This is a genomic window from Pseudomonas sp. DWP2-2 (assembly GCF_049897065.1).
Lineage (GTDB): Bacteria > Pseudomonadota > Gammaproteobacteria > Pseudomonadales > Pseudomonadaceae > Aquipseudomonas > Aquipseudomonas paracarnis.
In genome coordinates, this window is sequence record NZ_JAFCVN010000001.1 from 1 (window position 1) to 14,416 (window position 14,416).

Annotated in this window: 11 protein-coding genes; 2 read left to right on the top strand and 9 right to left on the bottom strand. The window is 60.7% G+C overall.

What is annotated here, in order from left to right:
- The first annotated feature begins 138 nt into the window (after positions 1-138).
- Positions 139-1,698: a hypothetical protein gene (locus tag ACP7CZ_RS00005; RefSeq protein ID WP_294363428.1), complete on the top strand. Its 1,560-nt coding sequence runs from the start codon at positions 139-141 to the stop codon at positions 1,696-1,698.
- Positions 1,699-1,755: 57 nt separating this feature from the next.
- Here ACP7CZ_RS00005 and ACP7CZ_RS00010 read toward each other — a convergent pair whose 3' ends face one another.
- From ACP7CZ_RS00010 to ACP7CZ_RS00030, 5 genes are all read right to left on the bottom strand, one after another.
- Positions 1,756-1,935 carry a hypothetical protein gene (locus ACP7CZ_RS00010; RefSeq protein WP_034126032.1) on the bottom strand — a complete coding sequence of 60 codons (180 nt, stop codon included), beginning with the start codon at positions 1,933-1,935 and terminating at the stop codon, positions 1,756-1,758.
- 156 nt (positions 1,936-2,091) lie between these two features.
- On the bottom strand, positions 2,092-3,264 hold the full coding sequence (locus ACP7CZ_RS00015) for a lactonase family protein (protein ID WP_054898983.1): 1,173 nt from the start codon (positions 3,262-3,264) through the stop codon (positions 2,092-2,094).
- Positions 3,254-3,541 carry a DUF5629 family protein gene (locus tag ACP7CZ_RS00020; RefSeq protein WP_054898984.1) on the bottom strand — a complete coding sequence of 96 codons (288 nt, stop codon included), beginning with the start codon at positions 3,539-3,541 and terminating at the stop codon, positions 3,254-3,256. Before ACP7CZ_RS00020 ends, ACP7CZ_RS00015 begins: the two co-directional genes overlap by 11 nt.
- Before the next feature lie 507 nt (positions 3,542-4,048).
- Positions 4,049-6,424, bottom strand: a complete 2,376-nt coding sequence (locus ACP7CZ_RS00025; protein WP_294204177.1) for an efflux RND transporter permease subunit — start codon at positions 6,422-6,424, stop codon at positions 4,049-4,051.
- Positions 6,425-6,442: 18 nt separating this feature from the next.
- On the bottom strand, positions 6,443-7,480 hold the full coding sequence (locus ACP7CZ_RS00030) for a WD40/YVTN/BNR-like repeat-containing protein (RefSeq protein WP_294204180.1): 1,038 nt from the start codon (positions 7,478-7,480) through the stop codon (positions 6,443-6,445).
- Positions 7,481-7,919: 439 nt separating this feature from the next.
- Here ACP7CZ_RS00030 and ACP7CZ_RS00035 point away from each other — a divergent pair, with 439 nt between their 5' ends.
- The gene (locus tag ACP7CZ_RS00035) at positions 7,920-9,035 is read left to right on the top strand and encodes a Gfo/Idh/MocA family protein (protein ID WP_089041829.1); all 1,116 of its coding nucleotides are present in this window, start codon (positions 7,920-7,922) and stop codon (positions 9,033-9,035) included.
- Between the two features lie 113 nt (positions 9,036-9,148).
- On the opposite strand, the gene ACP7CZ_RS00040 is transcribed toward ACP7CZ_RS00035, so the two are convergent.
- From ACP7CZ_RS00040 to ACP7CZ_RS00055, 4 genes are read right to left on the bottom strand one after another with little or no spacing between them, the layout of a single operon-like run.
- The gene (locus tag ACP7CZ_RS00040) at positions 9,149-10,852 is read right to left on the bottom strand and encodes an AMP-binding protein (protein ID WP_294204175.1); all 1,704 of its coding nucleotides are present in this window, start codon (positions 10,850-10,852) and stop codon (positions 9,149-9,151) included.
- 31 nt (positions 10,853-10,883) lie between these two features.
- The gene (locus ACP7CZ_RS00045) at positions 10,884-12,182 is read right to left on the bottom strand and encodes an acetyl-CoA C-acetyltransferase (protein ID WP_426173475.1); all 1,299 of its coding nucleotides are present in this window, start codon (positions 12,180-12,182) and stop codon (positions 10,884-10,886) included.
- Positions 12,179-13,069, bottom strand: coding sequence for a MaoC/PaaZ C-terminal domain-containing protein (locus ACP7CZ_RS00050; protein WP_294204172.1), 891 nt, complete (start codon positions 13,067-13,069; stop codon positions 12,179-12,181). The genes ACP7CZ_RS00045 and ACP7CZ_RS00050 overlap by 4 nt, the downstream gene beginning before the upstream one ends.
- Before the next feature lie 3 nt (positions 13,070-13,072).
- Positions 13,073-14,416, bottom strand: coding sequence for a 3-oxoacyl-ACP reductase (locus tag ACP7CZ_RS00055; protein ID WP_034126041.1), 1,344 nt, complete (start codon positions 14,414-14,416; stop codon positions 13,073-13,075).

Consider the following 14,416-nt stretch of genomic DNA (forward strand, 5'->3'; position numbering starts at 1 on the left):
GGCGTGCCTACTGTCAGAATTAACAGGTAGTGCAGGATGCACCTGGATCGGTACCTGTTAATTCTGACAGTAGCCAATGCCCGGATTCAGGCGTTTGATAGCGCCAACAGCACACTTCGCAGGAACAGGAGAACAGCCATGCCAGCCAAAAAAAACCAGACATCCGCGCCTGCGACCAAGCCAGCAGCGGCAGAGGGAAAGACCAAAACCAAAGCCTCTGCCAAACAGAAGGTTCCGGCCCCATCACACACCATCATGACGCTGGAGGAAAAGAAGGCGCCCAAGTACCTCGACCGGCTTTACATTCCCGGCATGAGTGAGAACGTCAAAGGCTACGACGCTGGCGTCCCGAAGTGGTTGTTTGAGTCGGGCATGACGATTCAGGTAGACAAAGGCTGGGCCGCGGCCCCCGGCGATGTCATCACCGTCGGTAAACTACTCGACGACGGCACTGTGTCGGTACTCGCCACCAAGCAGCTCAAACCTGGCGAGGAGCTGAACAACGCCTACTTTTTCGCCGCCGAACAGAAGGACCTGCCCGACGGCCCGTATGCCCTGGTGTATGTGGTCCACTATGCCGGCGGCACGGACTACGACAGGTCTTACCCGCTGCTGACGCTGGTCAAGACCGACCTTCCCGCCGGTGACGACGACGATGGCCCTACAGTACCCGGGCATTCAGGACTGAAATTCAGCGTATCCGAGACGGTCATCGTCCCAGGCAACGCCAGCAAAGGCGTCACTATCACGCTCCAGCCGCCCCCAAACACCAATCCAACCGATGAAGTCGATCTTCACTGGGGATCGGTGATCAAGACGCAAAACATTGCGGGGGCTCTCAAGCCCACAGTGATCCTGGTGACCTATGCGGATTTGCTTGAAGCCGGCGACAGTGATCGTCTGTACGTCTGGCTGGAGGTGCGGGATCTGGTGGGGAATGTCTCGACGCCCGGCTCGGCCAGCGTGGAGGTCTCGGTGAACCTGGGCCAGCACCTGACGGATGGCCCCGTCATTGTCAATGGCGGGCCACCTGGCTATATCGACCTTGAAGTCGTGGGGGAAAACCCCCTGGAGCTGCAGGTTCGCACGCCGTCAAGCGTGGGCCAGGTGGGTGATATTTATGATGTGATGTTCCGCATCTACCCGCCTAAAGGTGGCGTCAAAATCATTCACAAATTTGTCGAGATCAGGCGAGGTGGCCAGGTCTATTCAGTGTTCATCGATTACCTTGATATACGGATGGCCGCTGAGGGCCGGGTGGAGACCAGCTTCGTATTGAGAAAGTCCGGCCCGCCCTACGAGGTGTACTCCAAGAAAACCAGCGCCGAGGTCAGAGGCTCAGTGGTTCGCCTGGAGCCACCGGACCTTGAGGGCTACCCAGACGATCACATCGGTAACGACCCGGCGCATGTCATCGCACGCTGCCCCTACTATGCCTGGCGGCAACCCACCGACGAGATTCTGTGGATCTTTCGACTTGTAAAAGGGTTGAACGAGGTGATCCTCCATACCGAGACACAAGTCGTCGGCCAATCCTGGCCCGTCGGTGCGCCGGTCAAGCAGGTGTTTTACTGGGAACAATTGCGCCAGTTCAAAGGCTACAGCTTCGAGTTCTATTACGTGATCTCAAGCAGCTTCACCCGCGCGCGCGCAATAGACCTGAATGAATCCTTGCGTCGGATATTGACCATCAGCTAGATACGTCAAACCCCAAGGCACTCTCGCGAGTGGCTTGGGGTTTGAGTCGCTCGACAATCAGTTTTGAATCTTGTGATCCAGCGCCGCATAAAAGTTGGCACTCTGTTGCAGGTATTTCTGGGTATAGGCTGTGACATTGGATTTTTTGCCGGTGACTTCCACGCTGGCGGCGGCAGGCAAGGCCACAGTGGCGGAAACAGCAGAAGCAGCGATGATCGAGAAGAGATTGAAGTTCATGGCGGTAACCCTTGTGTTCGTTTGGTTGGGTGGCCTGGGAAGGCCTTGGAACCCAACTTACGCCCGAGGGTTGAACCTTAGAAATGCTTTGAAACAGTAGCCGTTATCACTGCGATTAATACAACGGCTCAGGCCCCGCAGTGCGGGGCCTGTGGCTTATTGACGCACCAGGAACTTGAGGTCACTGGGGGCATCAATCGGCAATTTCTGCACGGTTTTACCCAGCAGGCCGGTCTTGGCGTCGCGCTCAACTACAACGATTTCATTGCTTTTCTGGTTGGCGATCAGCAGGAATTTTCCGCTAGGGTCGAGGCTGAACTCACGCGGATGGTCGCCTTCGACAGAACGCCGCTGGATTTCCTTGAGGTGCGCGGTGGCTGGATCGATGCTGAACACCAGCATCTGATTGGCCGTGCCACGGTTGCTCACGTACAGGAATTTGCCGTCGTTTGACGCATGCAACGCCGCACCGGCCTTGTCGGACACCGGTTGGCCGGCGGCATAGTCGAGCAACTGGGTTTGCGTCAGCTTGCCGTCGTTGTAATCGAACACGGCTACCTGGGCGCTCATCTCAGTGGTCAGCCAGGCGTGTTTGCCGTCCGCGCTGAACAGCAAGTGACGCGGCCCGCTGCCGGGTGGCAACTGCACCGACGCCGGGTCGGCCGCTGTCAGTGGCAGTTCGTGATTGGCCTTGGGGTCGTAGCGGTAGGCAAACACCTTGTCCGCGCCCAGGTCCTGCACGAATACATACTTGCCGTCCGGCGACGACACGACCGAATGCACATGGTTGGACGCCTGGCGCTCCGGGTTCACACGGCTGGCCGGGTGCCCGCTCAATTGCACCGGTGCCGACAGCTTGCCGCTGGCATCCACCGGCAGGATCGCCAGGCTGCCACCCGGGTCTTCCACCACCGAATAGTTGGCGACGAACAGGTAGCGCCCATCGGCGGCCACACTGGAATGGGTCGGCTCATTGCCCAGGCTCTGCACCTGGTTGATCAGGGTCAACTGGTGGTTCTGGGGGTCGATGCTGTAGCTGCTGACACGGCCCACCGGGTCTGCCTGGCCGGGGCCGTTCTCATTGACCACAAACAACTGCTTCTGGTCTTTGGAGATCGTCAGCCACGAAGGGTTGGCGGTTTTCGCCGCCAGCACTGGCTTGCCGCTGAACTGCCCGGTGCTACTGTCGAATTGCAGGCGGTAGATCCCTTCACTGGTGCCGGCTGTATAGCTGCCGACCAACAGTTCATGGATATCGGCCGGTGCGGCCTGCACCGACATCGCACCGACACTGCCTGCCATCAGCAGGGGCCAGAATTTACGCATCATCTGCTTCTTCCTCGTCGTTATTGTTGTCGCCCTGGATGGCGCTCAAGCAGACCAGACGGTGTTCACCGTCGTCGTTGATCAGCAACCAGCTTTGCAAGCTCTCGTCAAAGGTAGCCGCCTCTAACTGTTCTGGACTGAAGGTCCAGCGCTTGAGTTCCCGGCCATCCATGCTTTGGATCTGCAGTTGCTGATCAAGCTCGAAGTCAAAAGCGTGCAGCCCATTGATGATCAGCATATCGCTGGTAGCAAGGACGCGAGTCAGGGTGTCGGCAGTCATGGCAGTCAATCATTTTGGGGAAAGCCGCAATGATAGCCCAGGCTGTAACCTAGAAGTTGAACACTGCGGTGATGCTATCGCAGCATAGGTATCTACAACTTCGGTACGACGCTAAACCTGTGGCGAGGGGGCTTGCTCCCGTGACGGCCTGACAGCCAACGCCCGCCTATCTGACACCCCCACGATCAAACTGTGGGAGCTGGCTTGCCTGCGATGTCGGCCTGACGGCCGACGCAGTTATACCGGGTAAATATCCATTCCTGCGGTATCAGACATGTAGGCGCTCTGATCCAACATCCCAGTTGGCTGCCAGGCCGTCTTCGCAGGCAAGCCAGCTCCCACACTTGGCACGGTGTGTCAGTTGGATCAGCTTCGGCTGTCAGGCCGTCACGGGAGCAAGCTCCCTCGCCACAGGTCCAGCTTTGCGCCAACGTTGTGTAGATACCTATGCCTATCGCAGGCAAGCCAGCTCCCATACAAGCCCGCTCCCGCCTTTTGGGAGCAGGATCAGTGTGCGAACAACGAGTTGCCCTTCTGCCCTGCCAGCTTTTCAGGCTTGATCAGGAATCGCGCCAGCGCCGGCAACAGCCACAGCGCGCCGAACATGTTCCACAGCAGCATGAAAGTCAGCATCAGGCCCATGTCGGCCTGGAACTTGATGGCCGAGAAGATCCAGGTGCACACGCCGATGGCCAGGCACAAGCCGGTGAACAGTACGGCCTTACCGGTGGACTTCAATGTCTGGTAATAGGCCTCTTGCAACGGCAAGCCAGCGCGCAGGAAGCTTTCCAGACGGCTGTAGATGTAGATGCCGTAGTCCACGCCAATCCCCACACCCAGGGCTACCACCGGCAAGGTTGCGACCTTGACGCCAATGCCCATGAACGCCATCAGTGCGTTACCCAGTACCGAGGTCAGCACCAGCGGCAACACGATGCACAGGGTCGCCGCCCAGGAGCGGAAGGTGATCATGCACATGGTCGCCACGCACAGGTACACCAGGATCAGGATGATCAGTTCCGACTCCTTGATCACCTCGTTGGTGGCCGCTTCGATCCCGGCATTACCCGCTGCGAGGATGAACTCCAGGCCCTCCTTGTTGTTTTCCTTGGCGAACTCCTGCACCGCATGCACCGCGCGGTCGAGGGTTTCGGCCTTGTGGTCATTGAGGAACACCAGCACCGGCGCCAGTGAGCAATTGTTGTTGTACAAGCCATCGGCACGGGCGATGGAGTTGTTCAGCACATCCGGGTTGCGCGACAGGGTTTCCCATTTCAGGTTGCCCTCGTTCATGCCCTTGATCATTTGCTTGGACACGGTCACCAACGAGATCGCCGACTGCACGCCCTCGGTGTTCTGCATCTTCCACATCAACTGGTCGATGGGCGCCATGGCTTCATAGCGCGAGCAGCCTTCGGCCTTGGTCTTGACCATCACCACCAACACGTCGGAGCTGGTGGAGTAATTGCTGATGATGAAATTGTTGTCTTTGTTGTAACGCGAATCCGGGCGCAGTTCCGGTGCGCCTTGGTCCAGGTCGCCGATCTTCAGGTTCTGGCTGTACCAGAGGCCGCCACCAAAGGCGATCAAGGCCAGGAACACAGAAACCGGCGCGACTTTCGGGCTTGCGAATTTGGACAGCAGGCGCCAGAAGCTATGTTCGCGGTTCGCGTCTTTCTTGCTCTTGGCGATGGCGCGCTTGCTGATGCCTACATAGGAAATCGCGACCGGCAGCAGGATCAGGTTGGTGAACACGATCACTGCCACACCGATGGACGCGCCGATAGCCAGTTCGCGGATCACGCCAATGTCGATGATCAGCAGCGTAATAAAACCCACCGCGTCGGCCAGAATGGCGATCATCCCCGGCAGGAACAGTTGCCGGAAGGTGCGCCGTGCGGCGGTCAGGGCGTTGTCTGCCTCGCTGGATTGCAGGGCAATGCCGTTGATCTTCTGCACGCCATGGGAAATGCCGATGGCGAAGATCAAGAACGGCACCAGCATCGAATACGGGTCCAGTCCGAAACCGAAGAAGTGCATCAACCCCAGTTGCCAGACCACCGCCACCAATGTCGTGCTCAACACCGCAATGGTGCTGCGCAGGCAGTTGGTGAACCACAGCAGCAGAATCAGGGTGATGACGAACGCAACGCCGAAGAACAGCACCACCATCACCAGGCCATCGATCAGGTCGCCGACCTTTTTGGCAAAGCCGACAATATGAATCTTGACGTTGGGGTTCTGGGTTTCGAACTTGTCGCGGATCTTGTCTTCCAGTTCATGGGAGAACTTGCGGTAGTCCAGGGCCAGCAACTTGCCCTGGTCTTGCGGGTCCGGGTAGGACTCCAACAGCGGGATATCAACGATGCTCGACTTGAAGTCATTGGCCACCAGCCGCCCGACCTGGCCGGACTTGAGCACGTTATTGCGCAACTGGTCGAGGCTCTGCGGCGAACCGTTGTAGCTCTGCGGGATCACTTCCCCGCCGGCAAACCCTTCTTCGGTCACCTCGGTCCAGCGCACGCTGGGGCTCCACAGCGACTTGAGGCCCGAGCGGTCCACACCGGAGATGTAGAACACCTCGTCGTGGATCTGGCGCAGGGTCTCCATGTACTCCTTGGTGAAGATGTCCCCGTCCTTGGCTTCCACCGAAATACGCACGGTATTGCCCAGGTTGGCCAAATCGTTACGGTGCTCCATCATTTTTTCGATGAAGGGGTGCTTGAGCGGGATCATCTTTTCAAAACTGGTGGACGGGCGAATCAAGGTCGCCTGCCAGAACAGGAAGAGGCTCACCAGCAGGCAGATGACGATCACCGCCGGGCGATTGTTGAAGATCAGACGTTCAAGAAAGGTCGCTTTATCGTTGTGATGACTGCTCATTGAATCCCCGCCTTCTTGTTATTGTGAGAGCTCTGCGCCGGCCGATGTGGCAACCCGCACGCCACCCTGCCCCGCGAGGATCAAATTGCCATTGCCGGCCGCCGTGACCGCCGAGAGTGAAATACGGTCCGGGCGATTGAACACACTGAAGGTCTGGCCGTCGTCGTGGCTGACCACCACGCTGCCGCCGTTGCCGACCACAACAAGGGAACCGTCCTCCAGCAAGGTCGCCCCCGACAGGCCAAACTCCAACGCGCCACGCGCTGCGTTCAATTGGACCTGTTCCCAAGTGCTGCCGAAATCAGTGGAGCGGTAGAGGTTGCCGCGCAACCCATACGCCAGCAGGGTTTGCGCCTGTGCGGTGCTGATCACGCCAAACAGCGAACCCTCGTAGGGGCCTTCGAGTTTTTCCCAGGTCTGGCCGTCGTCGCTGGAGCGAAACATGCTGCCTTGCTCACCGACGATAAACAGGCCGGCGCCCTTGACCTGGGCGATGGCGTTGAGGTGGTACTGGTCTTCGTTGTCGAGACGCTCGCTCACATCGTTCCAGGTTTTGCCGGCGTCGGTGGTTTCGATCAACGCACCGTAGGCACCCACGGCCAGGCCGTGGTTGGCGTCGTTGAACCACACATCGAGCAACGGCGCTTCGCGTTTGAGGTCTTGATATTGCTGGGTCCACGTGGCGCCGCCATCGGTACTGGCAAGAATCTGCGCATCGTGGCCGACGGCCCAACCGTGCTGATCATCAACGAAAAACACCGCCGTGAGCAGTTGCCGGGTGGGTACTTTGGCTTGGGCCCAGGTGTTGCCCTGGTCATCGGAATAAAGGATATGCCCCCGATCACCGACCGCCACCAGGCGCTTGCCCGCGTGAACCACGTCGATCATCAAGCCTTTGGCGGCCTTGGGGGATTCAATTGCAAAGACTGCGGCGGCGGAGGTATCGCTGGCGGCCAGAACCGGCAGCGACAATGCGCTGCCAGCAAGCAGCGAGAGCGCTGTGGCCAGCAACGCAACCCTGCGTGCGGCGCGTGGGCGGCAAACAACCCAACCCATGACAGGCTCACTCATAGACCTTTCTCCCATTTATTATTGTTAGGTCGTCTTCTCTGCCAGGACCTTGAAACCTGCAATCTAGAGCGCCTGGAGGAAGCAGGAGCCATCCTATCGGGCTTTGGAATCGTCTGACAATCGGCGCTACGTTATCTTTTGTTAACTGGCGGCGTTTGGCCATGTGCTGAATATAGCTATATCAGCTGAAATGATGGCCCCACGTGATCGACGTGATCGTTCCCACGCTCCGCGTGGGAATGCATCCGCTGACGCTATGCGTCCTCACCGCGCAAACAGCGGGGCGCAGAGCGCCCGGGCGGCATTCCCACGCGGAGCGTGGGAACGATCAGGAGAAATGAATTTTTATTCTATCTATTGAATTTAGTGAATTTTTATTCCATTAATAGCCTTCCTGAAAACAATAATCCAAAGGACCACGACGATGCGTGAACTCGGAATCGGCTTGATCGGCACAGGCTTCATGGGCCGCGCCCACGCGCTGGCGTTCAACAACGCCCGGGCGGTATTTGAACTGCCGGTGCAGCTCAAGCTGGCCGCCCTGGCCGATGCCGACACCGAACGCGCCCAGCGTTGCGCCAGCGCCTGGGGGTTTGCCCAGGCCCATGGTGACTGGCAAGCGCTGATCAACGACCCAAAGGTCGACGTCGTGGCCATCACCACCCCCAACCATTTGCATTACCCCATGGCCATGGCCGCGATTGCGGCCGGCAAAGCCGTGTATTGCGAGAAACCCCTGGCCGTCAGCCTCGAACAAGCCGACGCCATGCGCCGCGCAGCCCATACCGCCGGGGTGGTGACGCGTGTCGGCTATAACTACCAGCACAACCCCATGATCGTGCTGGCCCGGCAGATGATTGCCCAGGGCGAACTGGGCCAGATCATCAGTTTCCAAGGTGAGTTCAGCGAAGACTTCATGGCGGACCCGGCCTCCCCTTGGTCGTGGCGCTGCGAAGTGGAGCATGCTGGCGGCGCCCTGGCTGACCTGGGCAGCCATTTGCTGTCAATGGCCCGCTACCTGGTGGGCGACGTGACCCATGTCTGTGCCGATACCCAGACCGTGCACAACCAACGCCCCGCCACCGCCGGCAGCCCAACCTCAAAAGCCATTGCCGTGGATGACCAGGTGCATGCCCTGTTGCGCTTCGCCAACGGCGCCCGTGGCACGGTGAGCAGCAGTTGGCTCAAGCACGGCTACAAAAACCATCTGAGTTTCGAGATCAGCGGCACCCAAGGCACGCTGGCGTTTGACCAGGAACGCTTGAATGAACTGCGCCTGTACCGCATCGGCCAGGACGGCTTCCAGCGCCTGCTGGCTGGCCCCGCCCTGCCCGGCTATGCGGCATTCAGCCCGGCGGCGGGGCATCAGTTGGGCTACAACGAGTTGAAGACGTTGGAAGTGCAGGAGTTGATCATGGCGCTGGCCGGCCAAGGGGCCCAGGGGACGGACTTTGAGGCGGCGTGGGAGGTGGAGCGGTTGGCGACGGCGATTCGAGTGGCCGCCCTTGAGGAACGCTGGGTCAAAGTGGACACGGTTTAAAAGTGGGAGCGGGCTTGCTCGCGAATACGCTGTGTCAGTCGGCACCTTCAGTGCCTGAACCGCCGCATTCGCGAGCAAGTCCGCTCCCACATTTGGTTATCTGAACCATTCAATCAGCGCAAGGCCCGGCGCAGCACTTTGCCCACCGTGGTCTTGGGCAGTTCCGTGGTGCGAAACTCCACATACTTTGGCAGCTTGTACCCCGTCAGGTACTCCCGGCAGTGAGCAAGAATCTGCTCCTGGGTCAGGGTCGGGTCCTTGCGCACGACGATGATCTTGACCTTCTCCCCGGTCACTGGGTCTTCGACCCCAATGGCCGCCACTTCAGCAACCCCAGGGTGCATGGCCACCACGTCCTCGATTTCATTGGGGTACACGTTGAAGCCCGAGACCAGGATCATGTCCTTCTTGCGGTCCACCAGGCGGATATACCCGCGTGCGTCCATCACGCCGATGTCTCCAGTGGCCAGCCAGCCCTCGGCATCCAGCACCTCGGCGGTTTCCTTCGGCCGTTGCCAGTAGCCCTGCATCACTTGCGGCCCACGTACTTGCAACTCGCCCTGCTCGCCGATATCCGCCAGTTCGCCGTCTTCGCGCAAGAAGCGCACCCAGGTCGAGGGCAATGGCACGCCAATGCTGCCGGTGAATTCCATCTCGCGCATGCGGGAAATATCAATGGGGCTGATGCTCACCACGGGCGAGCATTCGGTCAGCCCGTAGCCTTCGATGATCGGCAGCCCGGTCACCTCTTTCCAGCGCTTGGCCACGGCGGTGTGGGTGGCCATGCCGCCAGCAATCACCAGGCGCAAATCGGAAAAGTCCCGCGCACAGAACTCCTTGTTCTCCAGCAACCCATTGAACAGCGTGTTCACCCCGGCAATGCCATTGAAGCGTTCCTTGCGCAGAATCATTTGCACGCGCTTCACGTCCCGAGGGTTGGCGATAAGGATATTGCGCCCGCCCAGGCACATGAACATCAGGCAGTTCACCGTCAGGGAAAAGATGTGGTACAGCGGCAGCAAGGTCACGTTGGTTTCCTGCTTGTGCTGGTCCAACTGATCACCAACCCAGGCCTTGGCTTGCAGCAGGTTGGCGATGATATTGCGATGGCTGAGCATCACACCCTTGGCATCGCCGGTGGTGCCGCCGGTGTATTGCAGGAAGGCCAGTTCATCGCGGTGCAGGCTGACCGGCAAATGGTGCATGGCCCTGCCCTGTTTGAGCACCTGGTTGAAACGCAGCGAACCGGGCAGCCTGAAGGCCGGTACCTGCTTCTGCACGCTGCGCAGGATGAAGTTCATTGCCGCGCCCTTGAAGGTGCCCAGCAAGTCGCCAATGGCCGCGACCACCACTCGCTTGACGCTGCTGCCCACCATGGCTTTTTCCAGGGTATGCGCGAAATTTTCGAAGATCACCACGGTTTCGGCGCCACTGTCCTTGAGCAGGTGCTTGAGTTCGTGGGCGGTGTACAACGGGTTGACGTTGACCACCACCGCCCCGGCCAGGATCGTGCCCAGCAGGCAGATCGGGTACTGCAAGCAGTTGGGCATCATCAGGGCCACGCGGTCGCCCTTCTTCACGCCCTGGTCCTGCAGCCAGGCGGCAAAGGCAATGCCCTGGGTGCGCCAATCGGCATAGGTCATTTGCGTGCCGATGCTGACGTAGGCCACCCGTTCACGGAACTTCTCCAGATGCTCCAGGAACACTTCGCGCAGCGACGGGTAATCCTCGATCCCGGCGTCAATGTCCGCTGGCACGCCGGGCAGGTAAGTGTTCAACCAAATGCGTTCGGTGTGTTCCAGGCTGATAGCGTTCATCGCAGTGTCCTTATTGTTGTTTTTGATAGCGCTACTTTTCGACGATGGCGGTGATGCCCAACCCACCCGCCGCGCAGATCGAAATCAGGCCGCGACCGCCACCGCGTTCATGGATGGCCTTGGCCAGCGCCGCCAGTTGCCGGTCACCGGTGGCCGCAAAGGGATGGCCGCAGCCCAGTGAGCCGCCGTTGACGTTCATCTTGGCCCGGTCGATGGCGCCCAGGGGGGCGTCAAGGCCGAGTCGCTCGCGGCAATACTGCGGGTCTTCCCACGCCTTGAGCGTGCACAACACCTGGGCGGCGAACGCTTCGTGGATCTCGAAGAAGTCGAAGTCGGCAAAACTCAAGCCTTCCCGCGCAAGCATGCGTGGCACAGCGTAAGCCGGCGCCATCAGCAGGCCCTCGGTGCCGTCGACAAAATTCACCGCAGCCGTTTCGCCGGTGCGCAAGTAGGCCAACACCGGCCAGCCATTGGCGGCGGCCCATTCTTCACTGGCCAGCAGCACCACCGAGGCGCCATCGGTCAGGGGCGTGGAGTTGCCGGCGGTGAGCGTGCCGTTCTGGCGGTCAAAGGCCGGCGACAAGCCGGCGAGCTTTTCCAGGCTGATATCGGAACGCAGGTTGTTGTCACGGGCCAAGCCGCGATGGGGGCTGATCAGGTCGTCGAAGAAGCCGCGTTTATAAGCCGCATCCAGGCGCTGGTGGCTGGTGAGGGTCAGCTCGTCCTGGGCCAGGCGCTTGATCTGCCAGCGCTTGGCCATTTCTTCGCAGTGCTCGCCCATGGACAGGCCGGTGCGCGGCTCGCCATTGCGCGGCAGCAACGGTTTGAACAGCATCGATGGGCGTACTTTCATCAAGGCCTTGAGCTTGTCGCCCAGGCTTTTGGCGCGATTGGCCGCAAGCAAGGTATGGCGCAAGGATTCGTTGATGCCAATGGGCGCGTCGGAGGTGGTGTCGGCACCACCGGCAACGCCCACTTCGATCTGGCCGAGGGCGATTTTATTCGCCACCAGCAGCGCAGCTTCAAGCCCTGTGCCACAGGCTTGTTGCACATCATAGGCGGGGGTTTGCGCCGACAACGTGGTGGACAACAGCGCCTCGCGGGCCAGGTTGAAATCCCGCGAGTGCTTGATCACCGCTCCGGCGGCAAACTCACCCAGGCGTTGGCCGTGCAGGTTGTAGCGCTCCACCAACCCTTGCAGGGCGGCGACCAGCAGGTCTTGGTTACTGTCGTGGGCATACACCGTGTTGGAGCGCGCAAATGGAATACGGTTGCCGCCGATAATCGCCACGCGGCAGGTCGGGGCTGGGGTAAAACTGTAGTCACTCATTGCTGGCTCTCTTTCCAAATGAATAGCCCGCGCATATGGGGCTTGTCCCCGGCGAAATTGCGCACTTCGAACTCGCGCCGTGGCCCGCTCACGGGGTGGCCCCACAGGGCGACCTGGCCGGGCAGGAAGATCGGCAATTTGAATTCGCAGTGGGCCTCGGCCTGATCCAGGCCAGCGGGCGGCTGTTGCGCTGCCAATGCGCGGCCCAGGGTCCACATGCCATGGGCGATGGCGCGACGAAAGCCGAACAGCCTGGCACCGATGACCGACGTGTGAATGGGATTGAAATCCCCCGAGACCTTGGCAAAGCGTCGCCCCAGGTCGGCGGGCAGTACCCAGCGCTGGGTGCGTAACAGGCCGTCTTCCTGTAGCGGCAGAGGGTCATTCCAGGGTTCACCCACCGGATTGCTGACGTCACGGCGCAAATACAGACTGTCGCTTTCCCACACCAGGGTTTCCTGGCTGTAGGCACGGGTGGCGATATTCAAGGCCTGCCCTTTCGGATGAGCCACCCAGCGCTCGCAATACACCTCCAGGCGCACCGCCTGGCCCTCGTGCAAGCGTTGGTGCTGACGAATGCGATTGGCCAGGTGCACCATGCCACTGGCCGGGTACGGGAAGCTTGGCCGGGTCAGCAGCATGAGGTGCAGGGGGAACGCCAGCACATGGGGATAGGACAATGGCACGCCCTGTTCGCGACGAAAGCCACACGCCCGTGCGTAACCGGCGATACCGGCCGGCGAAAGCTCCACCGCGCTGCGCACCAGGCGCGCTGTAGGCAATGGCGGCGCACCGTCTAACTTGGGTTTGCGCAAGGCGCGCAGGCCGTCGAGCAACAACTGCGTGCGCGACGGCGATGGGTCGATAATCTGCGTCACGTAGTCCATCGGTCAGGCTCCCAACAGGCTTTGGCCGCACACCCGCACCACCTGGCCATTGACGCCGCCCGACGCCGGATGCGCCAGCCAGGCAATGGTCTCGGCCACGTCGATGGGTTGCCCGCCCTGGGACAACGAATTCATGCGCCGCCCCGCTTCGCGGATCATCAGCGGGATCTTCGCGGTCATCTGGGTCTCGATAAAGCCGGGCGCCACCGCGTTCACCGTGACCTGCCGGGCTGCCGCACGCGGTGCCAGGCCCTGTACCAGGCCTATCACACCGGCCTTGGACGTGGCGTAGTTGCTCTGCCCCAGGTTGCCGGCGATACCGGAAATCGACGACACGCACACAATGCGCCCACCAGGGTTCAAACCCTGACTGTCGAGCAAGGCCTCACTGAGCTGCCACGGCGCTTCGAGATTGACCGCCAGCACACTGCGCCAGGCGCCCTCGGTCATTTTGGCGATGGTCTTGTCGCGGGTGATCCCGGCGTTGTGCACCACCACATCAAAGGCGCCGTATTGGCTGACGTGGGTTTGCAACAGTGAGGCGGTGTCGGCGGCGGTGATATCCAGGGGCAACGCCGAACCGCCCACGCTGGTCGCCGCCTGCTGCAAGGCTTCCTGGGCCTGGGGCACGTCCACACACACCACATGGGCACCGTCCCGCGCCAGCACCTGGGCAATCGCCAGGCCGATGCCACGGGAGGCGCCGGTGACCAGGGCGCGTTTGCCGGCAAAGGGTTTGTCCCAGTTGATGGCGGCATGGCCATCGACCGGTTTTTCCAGGCGCACCACCTGCCCCGAGACATAGGCGGAACGGCGCGACAGGAAAAACCCCAGGCTGCTGTCCAGCGCGTCTTCCGCGCCCGGCGCCACGTACAGCAGTTGCACGGTGATCGCGCGGCGCAGCTCCTTGGCCAGCGACCGCACCAAGCCTTCAAGGGCGCGTTGGGCGATGGCCTGGGGCAAGTCGTCGCAATGCTCGGGTGCCGTGCCGAGCACCACTACTCGGCCATGCTGGCTGAGGCGCTTGGCATTGCTGTGAAAGAACAGGTAAAGCTCATCCAACTGTTGCAGGTCGGTCACGCCGCTGGCGTCGAACACCGCGCCTTGCACCTTGACCGTGGACGGTGCCTTGAGCGTCGCCGGGCTCGCGGCGACGGTGTCGGTGGCGCTGAACACGCGCTGCACCGAGGCCACCAGGCGCCCTGCCCCGGCGATGATCACAGGATTAGCCAGGCCGGCCTGGCCGCTGCGATGCCGTTGCAGGGGCAAGGGTTGCGGCAAGCCGACCGCCTGGGCCAGACGCCGGCCCCAGGGGGAATTGACGAACGAAAGGTAGCTGTCACTCAT